The following is a 21,698-nucleotide window of genomic DNA, read 5'->3' as shown; positions in this document are numbered from 1 at the left end:
TCTCGACTGGGCGGTGTACCGTGGCCCGACGGTGCGCGCGCTCGCAGAGAATCTGAAAGGTGACAGTTCACATGGCGCAATCCTTCCTTGGCCAGAAACGTCTTCGTAAATACTACGGCAAAATCCGCGAAGTGCTGGAAATGCCGAACCTGATCGAGGTTCAGAAATCCTCGTACGATCTTTTCCTGAATTCCGGCGATGCTGAGACCCCCACCGATGGTGACGGGATTCAGGGTGTGTTCCAATCGGTGTTCCCGATTAAGGATTTCAACGAAACTTCCGTTCTGGAATACGTCAAATACGAGCTGGAAAAGCCGAAATATGACGTTGAAGAATGCCAGCAACGTGACATGACCTATAGCGCACCACTGAAAGTGACGCTGCGCTTGATTGTGTTTGATGTCGATGAAGACACAGGCGCGAAATCGGTCAAGGACATCAAAGAACAAGACGTGTTCATGGGCGACATGCCCCTGATGACGCCGAACGGCACATTCGTCGTGAACGGCACCGAACGTGTTATCGTTTCCCAGATGCACCGTTCGCCCGGCGTGTTCTTTGACCACGACAAAGGTAAAACCCATTCTTCGGGCAAACTGCTGTTCGCTTGCCGCATTATTCCCTATCGCGGCAGCTGGCTTGACTTTGAATTCGACGCCAAGGACATCGTCTTTGCACGGATCGACCGCCGTCGGAAGCTTCCGGTCACCACCCTGCTTTATGCGCTGGGGCTGGATCAAGAAGCGATCATGGACGCCTACTATAAAACCGTCACGTTCAAGCTGGAAAAGAACAAGGGCTGGGTCACGCCGTTCTTCCCCGACCGTGTGCGCGGCACCCGTCCCACATATGATCTGGTGAACGCAGCATCGGGTGAAGTGATCGCCGAAGCGGGCAAGAAAATCACCCCTCGTGCCGTCAAGCAATTGATCGACGCGGGCGAAGTCGAGAACCTGTTGGTTCCCTTCGATCACATCGTTGGCAAATTTGCTGCCAAAGACATGATCGACGAGGAAACCGGTGCGATCTACATCGAAGCCGGTGACGAACTGACGCTGGAATACGACAAAGAAGGCGAGTTGATCGGCGGCACCGCGAAAGAGCTGATCGACGCAGGTATCACCGAGATTCCCGTGTTGGACATCGACAACATCAACGTCGGTCCGTACATGCGCAACACGATGCACAACGATAAGAACATGAACCGCGACACCGCGCTTATGGACATCTACCGCGTGATGCGTCCGGGCGAACCGCCCACCGTCGAAGCGGCGTCGAACCTGTTCGACACGTTGTTCTTTGACAGCGAACGCTATGACCTGTCCGCTGTTGGCCGTGTGAAAATGAACATGCGTCTGAACTTGGATGCAGATGACACCCAGCGCACGCTGCGCCGCGAAGACATCGTGGCCTGCATCAAGGCGCTGGTCGATCTGCGCGATGGTCGTGGCGACATTGACGACATTGACCACTTGGGCAACCGTCGTGTGCGTTCGGTCGGCGAACTGATGGAAAACCAGTACCGCGTGGGCCTGTTGCGCATGGAACGTGCGATAAAAGAACGGATGTCATCGGTCGAAATCGACACCGTGATGCCTCAGGATCTGATCAACGCCAAACCGGCTGCTGCTGCTGTGCGCGAATTCTTCGGCTCCAGCCAGCTGTCGCAGTTCATGGACCAAACCAACCCGCTGTCCGAAGTGACACACAAACGCCGCCTGTCGGCGCTTGGGCCGGGCGGTTTGACCCGCGAGCGTGCAGGCTTTGAGGTGCGTGACGTCCACCCGACCCACTATGGTCGGATGTGCCCGATTGAAACACCCGAAGGTCCGAACATTGGTCTGATCAACTCGCTGGCCACTTTTGCCCGCGTGAACAAATACGGTTTCATCGAAACTCCCTATCGTGTCGTCAAAGACTCGGTGGTGACCGATGAGGTTCACTATATGTCCGCGACCGAGGAAATGCGTCACACTGTGGCGCAGGCGAACGCCAACCTCGACGCGAACATGCGTTTTGTGAACGATCTGGTGTCCACGCGGAAATCGGGTGACTACATGCTGTCGCCGAACGAGAATGTCGATCTGATCGACGTCTCGCCGAAACAGCTGGTTTCGGTTGCCGCCTCGTTGATCCCCTTCCTTGAAAACGACGACGCCAACCGTGCTTTGATGGGCTCGAACATGCAACGTCAGGCCGTGCCGCTTTTGCGGGCCGAGGCGCCGCTGGTCGGCACCGGCATCGAAGAAGTTGTGGCGCGCGACTCGGGCGCTGCGATCATGGCGAAACGGGCCGGTATCATCGATCAGGTCGATGCGACCCGTATCGTTGTGCGCGCCACGTCCGATCTGGAACTGGGTGACGCGGGTGTGGACATCTACCGCATGCGCAAATTCCAGCGTTCGAACCAGAACACCTGTATCAACCAGCGTCCACTGGTAAAGGTGGGTGACACCGTTCAGAAGGGCGAAGTGATTGCCGATGGTCCCTCGACCGATATGGGCGAGCTGGCCTTGGGCAAAAACGTGGTCGTCGCGTTCATGCCGTGGAACGGCTACAACTACGAAGACTCCATTCTGATCTCGGAGCGCGTGTCGCGTGATGACGTTTTCACCTCGATCCACATCGAGGAATTCGAAGTTGCGGCCCGTGACACCAAGCTTGGGCCAGAGGAAATCACCCGCGACATTCCCAACGTCGGTGAGGAAGCGCTGCGCAACCTCGACGAGGCTGGCATCGTCTACATCGGTGCGGACGTCGAGCCGGGCGATATTCTGGTGGGCAAGATCACACCCAAGGGCGAAAGCCCGATGACGCCGGAAGAAAAGCTGTTGCGTGCCATCTTTGGTGAAAAGGCATCGGACGTCCGCGATACATCGCTGCGTGTGAAACCGGGCGACTTCGGTACAGTTGTCGAAGTGCGCGTGTTCAATCGCCACGGCGTTGAAAAAGACGAACGTGCCCTGCAAATCGAGCGCGAAGAGGTCGAAAGCCTTGCTCGTGACCGTGACGACGAACTCGCGATCCTTGACCGCAACATCTATGCCCGTCTGGGCGACATGCTGCTGGGCAAAGAAGTGGCCAAGGGCCCCAAAGGCGTCAAAGCCGGCAGCACAGTTGATGCCGACACGCTTGAGGCTTACCCGCGGTCCGCTTGGTGGCAGATTGCTCTGAAAGATGAGCAATCGGCACAGGTGATCGAGGCCTTGAACGAGCAATATGAAGTGCAAAAGCGCACTTTGGATGCCCGTTTTGAGGATAAAGTCGAAAAAGTCCGTCGCGGCGACGACCTGCCGCCGGGCGTGATGAAGATGGTCAAAGTCTTTGTCGCGGTGAAGCGCAAGCTGCAGCCGGGTGATAAAATGGCGGGCCGCCACGGGAACAAAGGGGTTATCTCCAAGGTTGTTCCCATGGAAGACATGCCATTCCTTGCCGATGGTACACCTGTCGACTTCTGTCTGAACCCGCTGGGCGTGCCGTCGCGCATGAACGTCGGTCAGATTCTCGAAACCCACATGGGCTGGGCCGCACGCGGTTTGGGCATAAATGTGGACGAGGCATTGCAGGAATACCGCCGGTCGGGTGATCTGACGCCGGTGCGCGAAGCGATGCATCTGGCCTATGGTGATGATGTCTATGACGAGGGCATCAAGGATATGGAAGAGCAAGTGCTGCTGGAAGCGGCGGGCAACGTGACCCGCGGCGTTCCGATCGCCACGCCCGTTTTTGACGGTGCGAAAGAGGCGGACGTGAACAACGCGCTCAGCCGCGCAGGCTTTGACACATCGGGTCAGTCGATCTTGTTCGATGGTCGCACAGGCGAGCAATTTGCACGCCCTGTAACTGTCGGCATCAAGTACCTGCTGAAACTGCACCACCTTGTGGACGACAAAATCCACGCGCGTTCGACCGGGCCGTACAGCTTGGTTACCCAGCAGCCGCTGGGTGGTAAGGCGCAGTTCGGTGGCCAGCGCTTTGGTGAGATGGAGGTCTGGGCTCTGGAAGCTTATGGTGCCGCCTACACCCTGCAGGAAATGCTGACCGTGAAGTCGGACGACGTTGCCGGACGGACGAAAGTCTATGAAAGCATCGTCAAAGGCGAGGACAACTTTGAAGCCGGCGTGCCGGAGAGCTTCAACGTTCTGGTCAAAGAAGTCCGTGGCCTCGGCCTGAACATGGAACTCCTGGACGCTGAGGAAGACGAATAATGGCGGCGGGCGGGAATTCTCCCGCCCTCCCGTTCGCCTCTTCCAATGCCTCCCTTTCAAGGATTTGAAAATGAACCAGGAACTTACAAACAACCCGTTTAATCCGGTCGCTCCGGTCAAAACGTTCGATGAAATCAAGGTCTCGCTGGCCTCGCCAGAGCGGATTCTGTCGTGGTCCTTTGGTGAGATCAAAAAGCCCGAAACCATCAACTACCGCACGTTCAAACCTGAACGTGACGGTCTGTTCTGCGCACGTATCTTTGGCCCGATCAAAGACTATGAATGCCTGTGCGGAAAATACAAACGCATGAAATATCGCGGCGTTGTCTGCGAGAAATGCGGCGTGGAAGTCACCCTGCAAAAGGTCCGCCGCGAGCGGATGGGCCACATCGAACTGGCGTCGCCGGTTGCACACATCTGGTTCCTGAAATCGCTGCCCTCGCGCATCGGTCTGATGCTGGACATGACACTGCGCGATCTGGAACGCGTGCTGTATTTCGAGAACTACGTCGTGATCGAGCCCGGCCTGACGGACCTGACTTACGGTCAAATGCTGACCGAAGAAGAATTCATGGACGCGCAAGATGCCTATGGCATGGACGCTTTCACCGCCAATATTGGTGCCGAAGCGATCCGTGAAATGCTGTCGATGATCGATCTTGAAGCAGAGGCTGACAACCTGCGCGCGGATCTGAAAGAGGCCACAGGCGAGCTGAAGCCCAAAAAGATCATCAAGCGTCTGAAAGTCGTGGAATCTTTCCTCGAATCCGGCAACCGCCCCGAGTGGATGGTTCTGACCGTGATCCCCGTGATCCCGCCGGAACTGCGCCCGCTGGTGCCGCTGGACGGTGGCCGCTTTGCGACCTCCGACCTGAATGACCTGTACCGCCGCGTGATCAACCGGAACAACCGCTTGAAGCGTCTGATCGAACTGCGTGCGCCCGATATCATCGTGCGTAATGAAAAGCGCATGTTGCAGGAATCCGTCGACGCGCTGTTCGACAACGGCCGCCGTGGCCGCGTGATCACTGGTGCCAACAAGCGTCCGCTGAAATCGCTGTCGGACATGCTGAAGGGTAAGCAAGGTCGCTTCCGTCAGAACCTTCTGGGCAAACGCGTCGACTTTTCGGGTCGTTCGGTCATCGTGACTGGCCCCGAACTGAAGCTGCATCAATGTGGTCTGCCCAAGAAGATGGCGCTGGAGCTGTTCAAGCCGTTCATCTACTCGCGGCTTGAGGCAAAAGGTCTGTCTTCGACCGTGAAGCAAGCCAAAAAGCTGGTTGAAAAAGAACGTCCCGAGGTCTGGGATATTCTCGACGAGGTCATCCGCGAACACCCTGTCATGCTGAACCGTGCGCCAACGCTGCACCGTTTGGGCATTCAGGCGTTCGAACCGATCCTTATCGAAGGTAAAGCGATCCAGCTGCACCCGCTGGTTTGTTCGGCCTTCAACGCCGATTTTGACGGTGACCAAATGGCGGTTCACGTGCCCCTTTCGCTGGAAGCCCAGTTGGAAGCACGCGTTCTGATGATGTCGACCAACAACGTTCTGTCGCCCGCCAACGGCGCGCCGATCATTGTTCCTTCGCAGGATATGATCTTGGGTCTGTATTACACGACCCTGGAGCGGACCGGCATGAAGGGCGAAGGCATGGTCTTTGGCTCGATCGAAGAAGTTCAGCACGCGCTGGACGCCGGTGTGATCCACCTGCATTCGAAGATCGTGGCACGTGTGCCGCAGATCGACGACGACGGTCAGGAGATCATGAAGCGTTACGAAACCACTGCGGGCCGTGTCCGTCTGGGCGCGCTTCTACCGTTGAACGCCAAGGCACCTTTCGATCTGGTTAACCGTTTGCTGCGCAAGAAAGAAGTGCAGCAGATCATTGATACCGTTTATCGGTATTGTGGCCAGAAAGAGAGCGTCATCTTCTGCGACCAGATCATGACGATGGGCTTCCGCGAAGCGTTCAAGGCCGGTATTTCCTTTGGCAAGGACGACATGCTGATCCCCGAAACCAAGTGGACCATCGTTGATGAGACACGTGACCTGGTCAAGGACTTTGAACAGCAGTACATGGACGGCCTGATCACTCAGGGTGAAAAGTACAACAAAGTTGTCGACGCATGGTCGAAGTGTAACGACAAGGTCACCGACGCCATGATGGGCGCAATCTCGGCGGTTCAGATCGACGAAACGGGTGCTGAAATGGAGCCGAACTCGGTCTACATGATGGCCCACTCCGGTGCGCGTGGCTCGGTTACCCAGATGAAACAGCTGGGCGGGATGCGCGGTCTGATGGCGAAGCCGAACGGCGACATCATCGAAACGCCGATCATCTCGAACTTCAAGGAAGGTCTGACCGTTCTTGAATACTTCAACTCGACTCACGGTGCGCGTAAGGGTCTTTCGGATACGGCGTTGAAAACGGCGAACTCGGGTTACCTGACCCGTCGTCTGGTGGACGTGGCCCAAGACTGCATCGTGCGCATGATCGACTGCGGCACCGAAAAATCGATCACGGCTGTTGCGGCTGTGAACGATGGTGAAATTGTGTCGTCGCTGGCGGAACGTGTTCTGGGTCGTGTCGTGGCCGAGGACGTGCTGAAACCCGGCACCGACGAGATTCTGATCGCACACGGTACGTTGATCGATGAACGCATGGCCGACTCGGTTGATGAACACGGTGTTGCATCCATGCGCATCCGTTCGCCTTTGACCTGCGAAGCCGAAGAGGGCGTTTGCGCCACCTGCTACGGTCGTGACCTTGCGCGCGGTACGCGCGTCAACACCGGCGAAGCGGTCGGCATCATCGCCGCCCAATCCATCGGTGAACCTGGTACACAGTTGACGATGCGGACATTCCACATCGGCGGCGTTGCACAGGGTGGTCAGCAATCCTTCTTGGAAAGCAGCCACAGCGGTAAGGTCCGGATCGAGAACGGCATCACCATCGAAAACGAAGCTGGTGAAGTCATGGTCATGGGTCGGAACATGAAGCTGTCGATTCTGGATGAAAACGGTGAGGAACGTGCCAGCCACAAGGTCGGCTATGGTTCCAAGCTGTTCGTCAAGGACGGTGACACCATCGTGCGCTCGGCCAAACTGTTCGAATGGGATCCCTACACCCTGCCGATCATCGCCGAGAAATCGGGTACAGCCAAGTTTGTCGATCTGGTCAGCGGTATCGCCGTCAAAGACGAGACCGATGACGCGACAGGCATGACCCAGAAGATCGTGATCGACTGGCGCGCGGCCCCCAAAGGCAACGAGCTGAAACCGGAAGTGATCCTTGTGGGTGAAGATGGCGAACCGGTCCGCAACGATGCGGGCAACCCGGTGACCTATCCGATGTCTGTGGATGCGGTTCTGTCGATCGAAGACGGCCAAGAGATCAAGGCCGGCGAGATTGTTGCGCGTATCCCGCGTGAAGGCTCTAAAACCAAGGACATCACCGGTGGTCTGCCGCGTGTGGCCGAACTCTTTGAGGCACGCCGCCCCAAAGACCACGCCATCATCGCGGAAATCGACGGCTATGTGCGCTTTGGCAAGGACTACAAAAACAAGCGTCGCATCGCGATCGAAAGCTCGGAAGATCCGGACCACAAGGTCGAGTACATGGTGCCCAAGGGCAAGCACATTCCCGTTGCGGAAGGTGACTTTGTCCAGAAGGGCGATTATATCATGGACGGCAATCCGGCACCGCACGACATCCTTGCCATTATGGGTGTCGAAGCGCTGGCGGACTACATGATCGACGAGGTGCAGGACGTTTATCGCCTGCAAGGTGTGCGGATCAACGACAAGCACATCGAAGTCATCGTGCGTCAGATGCTGCAAAAATGGGAAATCCAGGACAGTGGCGACACCACGCTGCTGAAGGGCGAACACGTCGACAAGCAGGAATTCGATCAGGCTAACGCCAAAGCGATTTCCAAAAAGGGCCGTCCCGCAACGGGCGAACCGATCTTGTTGGGCATCACTAAGGCAAGCCTGCAAACCCGCAGCTTTATCTCGGCGGCGTCGTTTCAGGAAACCACACGCGTTCTGACTGAGGCATCGGTTCAGGGTAAGCGCGACAAACTGGTTGGCCTGAAAGAGAACGTCATCGTGGGCCGTCTGATCCCTGCGGGCACCGGTGGTGCAACGCAACAGATGCGCAAGATCGCCTCGGACCGCGACAACGTTGTGATCGAAGCACGCCGCGAAGAGGCCGAAAAAGCCGCTGCGTTGGCCGCACCCGAGCCTTCTGCACAGGACGACGTGGTTGGCGGCGACGTCTTCAACACCGTCATCTCGGACGAAGACAGCCGCGATTGATCGCACAGACATGACATTGCAAAATCCCCCGGTGCGCCGGGGGCTTTTTGCGTTGGGGGGCAGGGCGGTAACGGTTTTACGGTCGGCTGCCCTGAAATCGTGCATAAAGGCTTTTTCGTTACAACATCATCGCTTAGCGTGATGTCGAACAAGGCAGGGCGCGGCATGGCGAAGAACAATAAGGTACAGATCAAAGGTTTGATCCGGTTTTCCTATCTGTCCGAAAACGGTTTCGCCAAATCCAAGCAGGGCGTCGATAAAATGCGCGAGATGCTCTATGATCCCGACCGGCTGGAACGTCGGTTCGCGTGGTTCGAAAAGCTCGCCTTTTATACGCTGGCCTTGCAGGACGACACCGATTTTTCCGCCGCCATCTTGATTGGTGACAGTTTCCCTGACGCAGCACGCACCCGGCTGGAAAATCTGGTTGCGGGGTTTGCCCCCGTGCAGATCGTGGCGCTGCCGCCGATGACCCATGTGCAGGCGGTCAAACAGGCCTATTTCGCGCTGCCTGATGATCCGGACGCCACGCACATCGCCACCTTCCGTCAGGACGATGACGACGGAATGCACCGCACCACCACCGCCCGTATCCGCAAGGTCGCCAAGGCCCTGCTGGGCGTCCGCTCGGGCGATGCGCCCTTTGTTATTGGCTTCAATCGCGGGTTCTACCTGAACACCAAGGCCGACCCGATGCTGACCGAGCGGTTCGAGAGGACGCCTCTGGGGATCGGTCTGACACTGGTCGCCCGCAAGGGGGATCATGCCACTGTGTTCCGCCGCAACCACCGGCAATTTACTCAATACTACGACTGCTACACCGAAGTGAGCGAACCGATGTTCATCCGTTCGGTGCATCAGGATAATGATTCAGGCGCCGAACCTTCAGGTCGCGAAGGGACGTTGCAGCCGCGTGCGATCCAGCGTGTTTTACGCAAGGGATTTGGGCTGACACCCGAGATGCTGGAAGGTCTTTGATGTCACCGAATGTTTTTGGGGCGCTGCTGATGATGGCGTCGATGGCGTGTTTCACTTTCAACGACACCGTGATCAAAATGACCGACGGGGCGCTGCCTCTGGGCCAGCTTCTGACATTGCGGGGCATCTTTTCCACGGTTCTGATCTTTGCGCTGGCCCGCTATCTGGGGGCGCTGCGGTTTGATCTGCGGCGGCGGGACTGGATATTGGTTGGCATCCGCTCTACCAGCGAAATCTCGGCGGCCTATTTCTTTATCACGGCGCTGATGAACATGCCCTTGGCCAATATCTCGGCCATCATGCAGGCGTTGCCGTTGACCGTGACCTTGGGCAGCGCACTGGTGTTCCGCGAGTCGGTGGGCTGGCGGCGTGCGGTGGCGATCGGGGTGGGGTTTGTCGGCATGTTGCTGATCGTGCGCCCGGGCACCGACGGGTTTAACGTCTGGTCGCTTTACGGGCTGCTGGCTGTTTTGTCGGTGACGGTACGCGATCTGTCGACACGGCGGCTGTCACCCGATGTGCCGGGTATGACTGTTACGCTCAGCGCCGCGTTGGCCGTCTTGCTGTTCTTTGCGGCCTTCAGTTTGGGAGAAACCTGGCAACCGGTGACGCCGCGCTTGTGGGCGATGCTGGCAGGATCGGCGGTGTTTGTTTTTGGTGGTTACTATTTCAGCGTGCAGGTGATGCGCACGGGCGACATCGCGTTTATCGCGCCGTTCCGGTATACAGGGTTGATCTGGGCGCTGTTGCTGGGCTGGCTGGTGTTTGGCGACTGGCCTGCGCCGCTAACCCTGTTGGGGGCGGGCATTGTGGTGGGCATGGGGCTGTTCACGCTGTACCGCGAGCGGCAGTTGCTAAAGCGCTGAATACACGCGGCGGACATGATCCGCGTCAATGTTGAAGACGTCGCGCAAATACGCTTCACCGTCGGCATCCAGCAGGTCCAGTGGTACGGGTTTGACGTTGCTCTTTTGGCGGCTATCGTTGAAGTCATTATGTCCGCGCAGCACCATGTCTTCGTTGGTGATCGTCACCGTGGGCATGTTCTGTGCAACTTTGACGTGGGCAAAGTTCATCACGCTCATCACAATCTTGGGTTTGAACATCAGGGCCAGACCGGCAGTGGTATAGGGCAGTTTGGTTGGCATCGCTTCGATCCCTTTGGCGCTGGCACGCGCGACAAAGCCCTGATTGAAATCGATGGCCAGGTATCTGTTCTTGGCAGCCAATCCTTTGACATCCTGCGCCACCTCGCGCAGTCGCTCGACGTAACGCACACCGACAGCATCGTCGTCATCCATGCGGAATTGCAGGCAGTGTTGCCCGTCAAAGGCGCGCACTTCGTTGATTGCATCCTGCATGATCTTGCGATGGCGAAGTGGCGGATAGGCGGCGATGACTGCTTGGGGAATGTCCCTCAGCAATGCTTCAAGCCGTTGACGGTAGTGATCTGGCAGGCTGTCACCAATCACGACCAGAAAGGTAAAGTCAGGGTCGGTCTGCGCACGCAAAGGGGGCAGGGTGATCGTCTCGAATGTGGCAAAACGCTCTTCCATCCGTGCCGGCGCATACAGATATGCAATGCGCTCTTCCATCGTGGGGTGATCCACCTGAAAACCGCCGATGGCGGGATAGGAAAACCGGCACAACCCGATCACTTGCATTGCAACGCCCTTTTGTTCAAATACACTTGGCCGACCATACAAGCGGTGCATCGCGGCGCAAGACGGTGGATGCGGGAGCGCGGCACCTGCCAGGTACTGTTGACACCCGTTGCGACTCCCCCTATACGCGCGACATCTCGGTGAGGGAGCGGCCTGCTCTCGTCCCGAAATCAGATTTGATGTGCTCACGAACCGGCCTCCTATGGGCTCGTTCCTCTGGTAACACACCGCAACGTTCGCCTCGGTACGGGAACGTCGCGGTCATTTCTGCATTGGCGTGTTATGCGCAACGTATATCGCATCTTTCGGGATGCATCAGAGTTGGTCCGTGGACGCGCGGACGATTGAATTGAAACCGCGGGGTTCTCCCGCAGCACATGTGTAAGACGGGGAAAAAACCGGAATGCCAACGATCCAACAGCTGATCCGCAAGCCGCGCCAGCCTAAAATCCGACGTTCGAAATCGACGCACCTGCAAGAATGCCCGCAAAAGCGCGGCGTTTGCACACGCGTTTATACAACAACGCCCAAGAAACCGAACTCGGCCATGCGTCGCGTTGCGAAGGTTCGCCTGACCAACGGTTTCGAAGTCATCAGCTATATCCCGGGTGAAGGCCACAACCTTCAGGAGCACTCTGTGGTTCTGATCCGTGGCGGCCGCGTAAAAGACCTTCCCGGTGTCCGTTACCACGTTCTGCGCGGCGTATTGGACACCCAAGGCGTCAAGGACCGGAAACAACGCCGTTCGAAATACGGCGCGAAACGTCCCAAATAATGCTCGGCGCTTTCACCATGCCTACCGCACTGGTGAAAGCGCTTTGGGTCTTGTGGCAACGCAGGGCCTTGCACGGTCTGAATGCAGATTAACTGCATGCTAGATTGGAAAAATTCGCTCTCGCATCTTGCGATACATATCAAAACACCGCCACCGCAGTCATGAGACACGTTGTGCGGCCACCGAAGAGGGAAGCTGAGGATGTCACGTCGTCACGCCGCTGAAAAACGCGAAGTCCTGCCCGACGCCAAGTATGGCGATAAGGTTCTGACAAAATTCATGAACAACCTGATGCTGGACGGTAAGAAATCGACCGCCGAACGCATCGTCTACAACGCACTTGAGCGCGTTGAAGTCAAAATCAAGCGCGCCCCCGTGGAAGTGTTTCACGAAGCGCTGGACAACATCAAACCCTCCGTCGAAGTGCGTTCGCGCCGCGTCGGCGGTGCGACTTACCAGGTTCCCGTCGAAGTGCGCCCCGAGCGCCGCGAAGCCCTGGCAATCCGCTGGCTGATCAAAGCCAGCCGCGCACGGAACGAAAACACCATGGAAGAGCGCCTTGCAGGCGAACTGATGGACGCCGTTCAGTCCCGCGGTACAGCGGTCAAAAAGCGCGAAGACACACACAAGATGGCCGACGCCAACAAAGCGTTCAGCCATTATCGTTGGTAATACGTCGGTTCTCCGACGCAATCTCTGAGGAAGCAGCCCAATGGCACGCGATTATCCGCTCGACCGCTACCGCAACTTCGGCATCATGGCACACATTGATGCTGGTAAAACAACCTGTTCGGAACGTATTCTGTTCTATACAGGCAAGTCGCACAACATCGGTGAGGTGCATGATGGCGCCGCCACCATGGACTGGATGGAACAAGAGCAAGAGCGTGGCATCACGATCACCTCGGCTGCGACCACCACGTTCTGGGAGCGCACCGAAGACGGTGAGACACCCGACACGCCCAAGCACCGCATGAACATCATCGACACCCCCGGCCACGTTGACTTCACCATTGAAGTCGAACGTTCACTGGCGGTTCTTGATGGTGCGGTTGCCGTTCTTGACGCCAACGCGGGTGTCGAGCCGCAGACCGAAACCGTGTGGCGTCAGGCCGACCGCTACAAAGTTCCGCGGATTGTCTTCGTCAACAAGATGGACAAAATCGGCGCGGATTTCTTCAACTGCGTTCGCATGATTCAGGACCGCACCGGCGCGACCCCTTGCCCGATCCAGATTCCGATTGGCGCCGAGACCGAGCTGGAAGGCATGATCGATCTCGTGACCATGGAAGAATGGGTCTGGGAAGGCGAAGATCTGGGCGCAAGCTGGTTCAAGCGTCCGATCCGCGACAGCCTGAAAGACCAAGCTGACGAATGGCGCGCGAAAATGATCGAAGTTGCCGTCGAAATGGACGACGACGCGATGGAAGCATATCTTGAAGGCGAAGAGCCCGATGTGCCGACACTGCGCCGCCTGATCCGTGCGGGTACACTGGCGATCAAATTCATCCCCGTTCTGTGTGGTTCCGCGTTCAAGAACAAAGGCGTCCAGCCTCTGCTGAACGCTGTGATCGACTATTTGCCGTCGCCGATGGACGTTGTAGATTACATGGGCTTCAAACCCGGTGACGAAACAGAAACACGCAACATTCCGCGTCGCGCGGATGATACGATGGCGTTCTCGGCGCTGGCGTTCAAAATCATGAACGACCCCTTCGTCGGCACCCTGACCTTTACACGCATCTACTCGGGCGTGCTGAACAAGGGTGACACGCTGTTGAACTCGACCAAGGGCAACAAAGAGCGTGTTGGCCGAATGATGATGATGCACTCGAACGAGCGTGAAGAGATCACCGAAGCGTTCGCGGGCGACATTATCGCGCTGGCAGGTCTGAAGAACACCACAACCGGTGACACGCTTTGCGCCGTCAACGACCCTGTTGTTCTGGAAACGATGACGTTCCCCGATCCCGTGATCGAGATCGCCGTCGAGCCCAAGACCAAAGCCGACCAGGAAAAAATGTCGATGGGCCTGCAACGTCTGGCCGCCGAAGACCCCTCCTTCCGTGTGGAGACCGATATTGAATCCGGTCAGACCATCATGAAGGGCATGGGCGAACTTCACCTCGACATTCTGGTTGACCGCCTGCGTCGCGAGTTCAAAGTCGAGGCGAACATCGGTGCGCCGCAAGTGGCCTACCGCGAGACCATCGGCCACGAAGTCGAACACACCTACACCCACAAAAAGCAATCGGGTGGTTCGGGTCAGTTCGCCGAGGTGAAGATGATCATCTCGCCGACAGAGCCGGGCGAAGGTTTCTCGTTCGAGAGCCGCATTGTTGGTGGTTCGGTGCCCAAGGAGTACATCCCGGGCGTTGAAAAAGGCATCCGTTCGGTCATGGACAGCGGCCCTCTGGCTGGTTTCCCCGTGATCGACTTCAAGGTTGCGCTGATCGACGGTAAATTCCACGATGTGGACTCGAGCGTTCTGGCGTTCGAAATCGCAGCGCGGATGTGTATGCGTGAAGGCATGCGCAAGGCCGGTGCGAAGATGCTGGAACCGATCATGAAAGTCGAAGTTGTGACGCCGGAAGAATACACTGGCGGCATCATTGGCGACCTGACATCGCGTCGCGGTCAGGTTCAGGGTCAGGACACCCGCGGCAACGCGATTGCGATTGACGCATTCGTGCCGCTGGCCAACATGTTCGGCTACATCAACACCCTGCGTTCGATGTCCTCGGGTCGTGCGAACTTCTCGATGCAGTTTGATCACTACGAAGCCGTACCGCAAAACATCTCGGAAGAGATCCAGTCCAAATTCGCATAACGGGATGGCGGGGCAGGCCCCGCCCTACCCACCACACGTAGGGCGGGGCCTGCCCCGCCGCCCAAACAAGACAAATAGGAGGCCTCTCATGGCTAAGGAAAAGTTTGAACGCAATAAACCGCACGTTAACATCGGCACAATCGGCCACGTTGACCACGGTAAAACGACGCTGACAGCTGCGATCACCAAATACTTTGGTGACTTCAAAGCCTACGACCAGATCGACGGCGCGCCCGAAGAAAAAGCCCGCGGCATCACCATTTCGACCGCACACGTCGAATATGAAACCGAAGCGCGCCACTATGCGCACGTCGACTGCCCCGGCCACGCCGACTACGTCAAGAACATGATCACCGGTGCTGCCCAGATGGACGGCGCGATTCTGGTTGTGAACGCAGCAGACGGCCCGATGCCGCAAACGCGCGAGCACATCCTGCTGGGCCGTCAGGTGGGCATCCCCTACATGGTTGTCTACATGAACAAAGTGGACCAGGTGGACGACGAAGAACTGCTGGAACTGGTCGAAATGGAAATCCGCGAGCTTTTGTCCTCGTATGATTACCCTGGCGATGACATTCCGATCATCCCCGGCTCGGCTCTGGCCGCTATGGAAGGCCGCGACCCCGAGATCGGCGAAGAGTCGATCAAAAAGCTGATGGCCGCTGTTGACGAGTACATCCCGACACCCGAGCGTGCCGTGGACCAGCCGTTCCTGATGCCCGTCGAGGACGTGTTCTCGATTTCGGGTCGTGGTACAGTTGTGACCGGTCGTATCGAGCGTGGCGTGATCAACGTTGGCGACGACATCGAAATCGTCGGCATCCGTGACACCAAGAAAACGACCTGCACAGGCGTTGAAATGTTCCGCAAGCTGCTGGATCGTGGTGAAGCTGGTGACAACATCGGCGCCCTGCTGCGCGGTATTGACCGTGAAGGCGTCGAGCGTGGTCAGGTTCTGTGCAAACCCGGTTCAGTGAACCCGCACACCAAGTTCGAAGCCGAAGCCTATATCCTGACCAAGGATGAAGGTGGGCGTCACACGCCGTTCTTCGCGAACTACCGTCCGCAGTTCTACTTCCGGACGACAGACGTGACCGGCACCGTGAACCTGCCCGAAGGTACGGAAATGGTTATGCCCGGTGACAACCTGAAGTTCGACGTTGAACTGATCGCGCCGATCGCCATGGAGCAAGGCCTGCGCTTTGCGATCCGTGAAGGTGGCCGCACAGTGGGCGCCGGCGTGGTGTCGAAGATCACCGAATAAGCCGCCGAGCGGGCCGGTGGCCCGCCATCGCTTCAATAGAAAAGGCCGCAGCACTAGCTGCGGCCTTTTTTGTATTCCAGTGCCTGCCGGGGCTGTGGGTGTTTACTCTTGCGACTGACCAGACAGGCGTTGTGCGTATTCTTTCTCGGCGGCGGCTTGGGCGCAGACGGGTTCACTGTTGGTAGACATTGGCGTCAGTTCAGGAAACAGGTCCACTACTTGCCCTCGGTCACTCTTGTGGCGAGCCTTGGTATTTCCGGGCTGAAAGCTGTCCGACCACACTCCGTCGCCCATCACCACGGGATGCAGGTCAAACACCAGATGGATATAGGTGACGTCGGACGCCGCGACACGTTCGACCCCGTCACGGTCCTGCAAGGCGCTGATGGCCACTAACCCTTCGGGCGCGTCGTGCGGATCATCTTCGGCGTTGATGATCAGGATCCGCTGGTTCGGGTTCAACAAGGTGTCGCACAGCGGTTGCTTTTTCGCCAGTGCGCCCTTGCGGACCAGCACAGGTTGCAACTGCGGGTTCTGGTTTAACTCAGCGGCGGTCAACTGGCTGGAGCCGATCCAGCGGATCGGCTGATAGCCACGTTCGCGGGTGATCACTTCGTCATCGACCTCGAGGTTCTCAACAGCGACAAGCCCTTTCCGGGTGGAAATACGGGTGCCGGGGGTAAAGCTGACCATGCGGCGTTCAAGGTCGGGAACGGTGGTCATTTTCATGGCGTCCGGCATTTCCGGGCCTGTGCCGGCATGGTTCTGATCAGGTGTGCTCTGTTTGGTCATCGCTGAGGCTCCACTGGTTCGAGGATGGCCCGGCAAAGCCTTGGGCTGCCGGGCGATGCGTATTCACGTCATTGCGGCCTGGCGGTTGGTGTGAGGGGCCCAGCCGTGACCGGGGCATCACCATCGGGATGATGCCCCCTGCAGAGCGCCCGATGGTGGACCGGTGCGGCAAGAGTACACGCACGGGGAAAGTGTGGCGACCCGAAGATCGCCCTATTCCCCTGAAAGGGACAAAAACAGAGCCTGTTTTTGCTGGTCGGTTTCCCGCATCGGATCAATCGTGACGATGTGGCCCCACTGTTCTGTTTTCGCGTTCCGGGTGTGTTTCGGCCCACGAATCAATTTCGTAATGCGGGGCGCAAGACGTGGTTAACCGGCCACGCTTTGGATGCCAAAAAAGATCACTGCAGACAGTGTGGCCGCAGCGGGCACGGTGATGACCCAAGCGGCGATGACCGTCATGAAATGCGAGCGGCGAACCAGCTTGCGGCGGCGGCGTTCTTCTGGCGCAAATCTGGCGCGGTCGGGCATTGCGACTTTGGCTTTTCGGATGCGCCGCTCGGCGTCCCATTCGCGGAAGAACCCGACGCCGAAAACGCCGCCCACCGCGATGTGGGTTGAGCTGACAGGCAGGCCCAGCCAACTGGCCACGATAACCGTAATCGCTGCCGATAGCGCGACGCAATAGGCGCGCATCGGGTTCAGCTTGGTGATCTGACCGCCGACCAAGCGGATCAGCTTTGGTCCGAACAGGAACAGTCCGAACGAGATCCCGAAGGCTCCCATGACCATCACCCATGTCGGGATGCTGACAGCCTCGGTAAAGTTGCCCGTGCCCGAGGCCTGAACGATTGCGGCAAGTGGCCCAACGGCGTTGGCCACATCATTGGCCCCGTGCGCAAAGCTGAGCAAGGCCGCCGAAACGATTAACGGAATACCGAACAGCACTTTTAGCGACTTGTTGCGGTTCTCCAGCCCCTCGGATTGCCTGCGGATCAGCGGGATCATAACCGCCCACGTGACCAGACCGATGCCCAACCCGATCAGCAGCGTGGTGTAAATTTCAATCTTGATGACTTTGTTCAGCCCTTTAAGCGCCAGATAGCTGGCAAAGGAACCCGCCATGACGCCCACCAGAACCGGCACCCAGACGCGCGCAGCTGCGATCTTGTCTTCGCGGTAGATGATGCGGGATTTGATCAGGGCAAGAAACAGTGCGGCCACAGCCCCGCCCAGCACCGGCGAGATCACCCAACTGGCGGCAATCTTGCTCATCGTGGGCCAGTTCACGGCGGCAAAACCCACGGCGGCAATACCTGAGCCCATCACGCCGCCCACAACGGAATGCGTGGTGGACACAGGAGCACCAATCCATGTGGCAAGATTGATCCAAAGCGCTGCCGACAGCAGCGCGGCCATCATTGCCCATATAAAGGCGTTGGCGGTGCCCATGCTTTCAGGGGCGATGATACCCTTGGCGACGGTCGACACGACGTCGCCACCTGCCAGCAACGCACCTGCGCTTTCGAAAACAACGGCAATGGCAATCGCCCCGCCCATTGTCAGCGCGTTGGCGCCCACTGCGGGGCCCATGTTGTTGGCCACGTCGTTGGCGCCAATGTTCAGCGCCATATAGGCGCCGAGGCAAGCGGCAACGACGACAATAACCGAATTGTTGGCCTGACCAAAGAACAACGCCGCAGCCAATCCGGCCATCACTACAAAGATCAGTGCGATGCCGGTGCTGACCATCGGACGTGACACATACAGTGCCGCAAGCTCCACATTGGAAAAACGCGCAAGATCGCGGTCAAGTGTTTCAAGGTGGCGCGGATCGCCTTCTGTGTCGCTCATGTGTCCGATCCCTTTTGCAATTGACCGTACTTGCCTCATGCGTCGCCTGTGATCAAGCGCAGCTAGGCATGAAGCGTCGTTACAGTTGGCGCAAAATCATCTGTAACTCGGGCTCGGCAACCATGTTGGCAGCATCGTTTGGCGACACCCATCTGCGCGTGCGTTCATGCGCTTCGGGGAAATCTTCGCTCAGCTCGGTGACGGCTACGGAATACACAAGCGTTTCCACCGGCATATCCCAACCTGTGTTCTGGCGTTTGTCATAGGTATAGGTGCCGATAGGGGCTTCGATTGCCTTGCTGTTGCGCACTCCGGCTTCTTCCCATGCTTCTTGCAAGGCGGCCTCGGATGATTTCAGCCCGCGGATCGGCCAGCCTTTGGGGATGATCCAGCGCCCCGTGTCGCGGCTGGTGACCAACAAAACCTCGGTGTTGCTGCCCTTGGTGCGGTGGCACAGGGCCGCTACTTGCAACCGCCGGGGGCGCTGCAACATTGGGGCCAGGGTATGACCCCAGATATTCTTCAGGACTTCAAACATATCAAACTGCTCAGCGATCTTCTTGTTTTTTTTGCTTTATATAGCGTGCTGGCTGGATTATGCAAATTTGACCCCGGACAGGGGCGATTTTGCGCGCAAGTTTTTGCAAGATGCCCATTGCATTTGCACACGACTCCTCGTAAACGGCCCAGATTATCAGAAGGGTGCGCCTATGCGTGCCCTTCTTGGTTCTACACAATACGCGACGAGGGGTGACGATGAGCGCCATTCCTCCAATCCGTTGAAATCCCAAGTCAAGGGATATGCACATGGCACAAAGCCAAAACATCCGCATTCGCCTCAAGGCGTTTGACTATCGGGTGCTTGATGCTTCCACTCAGGAAATCGTCAACACCGCGAAGCGCACAGGCGCTTCGGTTCGCGGCCCCATTCCGCTGCCGAACAAGATTGAAAAATTCACCGTTCTGCGTGGTCCCCACGTTGACAAGAAATCCCGTGACCAGTTCGAGATCCGCACGCACAAGCGCCTGCTGGACATCGTTGATCCGACTCCCCAGACCGTGGACGCGCTGATGAAGCTCGACCTGGCCGCCGGTGTGGACGTCGAGATCAAGCTGCAATCGTAAGCGTAGGAGGGTAATCATATGTTGCGCTCAGGCGTTATCGCGAAAAAAGTCGGCATGACCCGACTGTTCATGGAAGACGGCAAACAGATTCCTGTAACCGTTCTCCAGCTCGACAAATTGCAGGTTGTTGCCCAACGCACACCCGAGAAAGACGGCTATACAGCTGTTCAGCTCGGCGCGGGCACAGCCAAAGTCAAACGCACAAGCCAGGCGATGCGCGGTCACTTTGCTGCCGCTTCGGTTGAGCCCAAGCGTAAAGTTGCCGAATTCCGCGTCGATCCCGAGGCCATGCTGGCAGTGGGTGAGGAAATCATCGCTGACCATTACTTTGAAGGTCAGTTCGTGGACGTGGCAGGCACATCCATCGGTAAAGGTTTTGCCGGTGCGATGAAGCGTCACAACTTCGGTGGTCTGCGCGCGTCGCACGGTGTTTCGATCTCGCACCGTTCGCACGGCTCGACAGGTCAGTGTCAGGATCCCGGCAAGGTTTTCAAAGGTAAGAAAATGGCCGGTCACATGGGCGCTGCCCGTGTCACCACGCAAAACCTGCAAGTGATCCGCACCGACAGCGACCGTGGCCTGATCATGGTCAAAGGCGCCGTTCCCGGTTCCAAAGGTGGTTGGGTGACAGTCAAGGATGCGGTCAAAAAACCGTTCCCCGACAGTGCAATCCTGCCCGCCGCGCTGCGATCCGCTGCTGACGAAGCCGCCAAGGCAGCTGAAGAAGCCGCCGCCGCCGCCGCAGCCGAGGCCGAAGCAGAAGCCAAGCGTCTGGCCGAAGAGCAAGCCGCCGCAGAAGCCGAAGCGCTGAAAGCAGCTGAAGCCGATATCGCAGCTGAAGGTTCGGACGCCGACAACTCGGACGCCGAAGACAAGAAAGAAGGTGACGCATGAAACTCGATGTCATCAAAATGGACGGCGCCAAAGCCGGTTCGGTAGATCTGGACGAGGCCCTGTTCGGTCTCGAGCCACGTGCCGACATCCTGCACCGCGTCGTGCGCTGGCAGCGCAACAATGCGCAACAGGGTACGCACAAGGTCAAGACCCGCTCGGAAACCTCCTATTCGACCAAGAAGATCTATCGCCAAAAAGGCACCGGCGGCGCACGCCACGGTGACCGTAACGCGCCGATCTTCCGCAAAGGTGGTATCTACAAGGGTCCGACCCCGCGTTCGCATGGCCACGAGCTGACCAAGAAGTTCCGCAAACTGGGCCTGCGTCACGCACTCAGCGCCAAGATGAAAGCGGGCGAACTGGTTATCATCGATGCGGCAGTCGCCGCCGGTAAAACCGCCGCTCTGGCCAAACAGGTCAAAGACCTTGGCTGGAAGCGTACACTGGTGGTTGACGGGGCTTCGGTCAACGAAGACTTCCTGATCGCATCGCGCAACATCGAAGGCCTGGATATTCTGCCGTCGATGGGCGCAAACGTCTATGACATTCTGAAAAGTGACACACTCGTGCTCACCAAAGCAGGTGTCGAAGCACTGGAGGCCCGTTTGAAATGAGCGCCAAAGCAAACCACTACGACGTGATCCGCAAGCCGATCATCACCGAGAAAGCAACAATGGCTTCTGAAGCCAATGCCGTTGTGTTCGAAGTGGCGATGGACAGCAACAAGCCGATGATCAAAGAGGCCGTCGAGGCCGTCTTCGGCGTCAAGGTGAAGGCCGTGAACACGTCCATCACCAAAGGCAAGACCAAGCGTTTCCGCGGCCATCCCGGTCGTCGGAAGGACGTCAAAAAAGCCTATGTGACCCTCGAAGAGGGCAACACCATCGACGTGTCCTCGGGACTGTAAGTCGTTCGGTATAGTATCGGGAAACCCCGGCTGCGCGAGTGGTCGGGGTTTTTCTGTTCCGGTCAAGGCTGCGGGCGCGCGGTCAA

Annotated in this window: 16 protein-coding genes; 12 read left to right on the top strand and 4 right to left on the bottom strand. The window is 57.8% G+C overall.

Features of this window, described 5'->3' with window-relative positions; all coding sequences use genetic code 11:
* The first annotated feature begins 71 nt into the window (after window positions 1–71).
* From rpoB to SULPSESMR1_RS12960, 4 genes are all read left to right on the top strand, one after another.
* Window positions 72–4,208, top strand: coding sequence for a DNA-directed RNA polymerase subunit beta (rpoB, locus tag SULPSESMR1_RS12975; RefSeq protein ID WP_089421199.1), 4,137 nt, complete (start codon window positions 72–74; stop codon window positions 4,206–4,208).
* A gap of 70 nt (window positions 4,209–4,278) precedes the next feature.
* Window positions 4,279–8,529 carry a DNA-directed RNA polymerase subunit beta' gene (rpoC, locus tag SULPSESMR1_RS12970; RefSeq protein WP_089421198.1) on the top strand — a complete coding sequence of 1,417 codons (4,251 nt, stop codon included), beginning with the start codon at window positions 4,279–4,281 and terminating at the stop codon, window positions 8,527–8,529.
* A 165-nt stretch (window positions 8,530–8,694) separates the two neighbouring features.
* Window positions 8,695–9,507 carry a glycosyltransferase gene (locus SULPSESMR1_RS12965; RefSeq protein WP_157729014.1) on the top strand — a complete coding sequence of 271 codons (813 nt, stop codon included), beginning with the start codon at window positions 8,695–8,697 and terminating at the stop codon, window positions 9,505–9,507.
* A complete protein-coding gene (locus SULPSESMR1_RS12960; protein WP_089421196.1) occupies window positions 9,507–10,373 on the top strand; it encodes a DMT family transporter in 867 nt (288 codons plus the stop codon). Before SULPSESMR1_RS12965 ends, SULPSESMR1_RS12960 begins: the two co-directional genes overlap by 1 nt.
* Here SULPSESMR1_RS12960 and SULPSESMR1_RS12955 read toward each other — a convergent pair.
* Entirely contained in the window at window positions 10,362–11,171 is an 810-nt protein-coding gene (locus tag SULPSESMR1_RS12955; protein ID WP_089421195.1) for a putative rhamnosyl transferase, read from the bottom strand. The genes SULPSESMR1_RS12960 and SULPSESMR1_RS12955 overlap by 12 nt on opposite strands.
* 403 nt (window positions 11,172–11,574) lie before the next feature.
* Between SULPSESMR1_RS12955 and rpsL the strand changes: the two genes are divergently transcribed.
* The 4 genes from rpsL to tuf all read left to right on the top strand — a co-directional run bounded on the left by rpsL (window position 11,575) and on the right by tuf (window position 16,040).
* Window positions 11,575–11,946, top strand: a complete 372-nt coding sequence (gene rpsL, locus SULPSESMR1_RS12950) for a 30S ribosomal protein S12 (protein WP_028957955.1) — start codon at window positions 11,575–11,577, stop codon at window positions 11,944–11,946.
* A 201-nt stretch (window positions 11,947–12,147) separates the two neighbouring features.
* Window positions 12,148–12,618 (top strand): 30S ribosomal protein S7, encoded by a 471-nt coding sequence (gene rpsG, locus SULPSESMR1_RS12945; protein WP_089421194.1) that lies wholly within the window; start codon window positions 12,148–12,150, stop codon window positions 12,616–12,618.
* A gap of 40 nt (window positions 12,619–12,658) precedes the next feature.
* Window positions 12,659–14,776: an elongation factor G gene (gene fusA, locus SULPSESMR1_RS12940; protein WP_089421193.1), complete on the top strand. Its 2,118-nt coding sequence runs from the start codon at window positions 12,659–12,661 to the stop codon at window positions 14,774–14,776.
* An 88-nt stretch (window positions 14,777–14,864) separates the two neighbouring features.
* The gene (gene tuf, locus SULPSESMR1_RS12935; protein WP_089421192.1) at window positions 14,865–16,040 is read left to right on the top strand and encodes an elongation factor Tu; all 1,176 of its coding nucleotides are present in this window, start codon (window positions 14,865–14,867) and stop codon (window positions 16,038–16,040) included.
* 102 nt (window positions 16,041–16,142) lie between these two features.
* Here tuf and SULPSESMR1_RS12930 read toward each other — a convergent pair whose 3' ends face one another.
* From SULPSESMR1_RS12930 to SULPSESMR1_RS12920, 3 genes are all read right to left on the bottom strand, one after another.
* Window positions 16,143–16,832 (bottom strand): Hint domain-containing protein, encoded by a 690-nt coding sequence (locus SULPSESMR1_RS12930; protein ID WP_089421191.1) that lies wholly within the window; start codon window positions 16,830–16,832, stop codon window positions 16,143–16,145.
* Window positions 16,833–17,201: 369 nt separating this feature from the next.
* A complete protein-coding gene (locus SULPSESMR1_RS12925; RefSeq protein ID WP_089421190.1) occupies window positions 17,202–18,686 on the bottom strand; it encodes an inorganic phosphate transporter in 1,485 nt (494 codons plus the stop codon).
* Window positions 18,687–18,765: 79 nt separating this feature from the next.
* Window positions 18,766–19,224 carry an NUDIX hydrolase gene (locus tag SULPSESMR1_RS12920; protein ID WP_089421189.1) on the bottom strand — a complete coding sequence of 153 codons (459 nt, stop codon included), beginning with the start codon at window positions 19,222–19,224 and terminating at the stop codon, window positions 18,766–18,768.
* A 269-nt stretch (window positions 19,225–19,493) separates the two neighbouring features.
* On the opposite strand from SULPSESMR1_RS12920, the gene rpsJ reads away from it, so the two are divergent.
* From rpsJ to SULPSESMR1_RS12900, 4 genes are read left to right on the top strand one after another with little or no spacing between them, the layout of a single operon-like run.
* A complete protein-coding gene (rpsJ, locus tag SULPSESMR1_RS12915) occupies window positions 19,494–19,811 on the top strand; it encodes a 30S ribosomal protein S10 (RefSeq protein ID WP_005849850.1) in 318 nt (105 codons plus the stop codon).
* Between the two features lie 18 nt (window positions 19,812–19,829).
* On the top strand, window positions 19,830–20,705 hold the full coding sequence (gene rplC, locus SULPSESMR1_RS12910) for a 50S ribosomal protein L3 (protein WP_089421188.1): 876 nt from the start codon (window positions 19,830–19,832) through the stop codon (window positions 20,703–20,705).
* Window positions 20,702–21,319 (top strand): 50S ribosomal protein L4, encoded by a 618-nt coding sequence (gene rplD / locus SULPSESMR1_RS12905; protein WP_089421187.1) that lies wholly within the window; start codon window positions 20,702–20,704, stop codon window positions 21,317–21,319. The genes rplC and rplD overlap by 4 nt, the downstream gene beginning before the upstream one ends.
* Window positions 21,316–21,612 carry a 50S ribosomal protein L23 gene (locus SULPSESMR1_RS12900; protein WP_089421186.1) on the top strand — a complete coding sequence of 99 codons (297 nt, stop codon included), beginning with the start codon at window positions 21,316–21,318 and terminating at the stop codon, window positions 21,610–21,612. The genes rplD and SULPSESMR1_RS12900 overlap by 4 nt, the downstream gene beginning before the upstream one ends.
* Window positions 21,613–21,698: the final 86 nt, after the last annotated feature.

Source organism: Pseudosulfitobacter pseudonitzschiae (assembly GCF_002222635.1).
In the GTDB taxonomy this organism is placed as follows: Bacteria; Pseudomonadota; Alphaproteobacteria; order Rhodobacterales; family Rhodobacteraceae; genus Pseudosulfitobacter; species Pseudosulfitobacter pseudonitzschiae_A.
The sequence above is the reverse complement of the archived record's forward strand: the minus strand, read 5'-3'. Positions and strand labels throughout refer to the sequence as shown.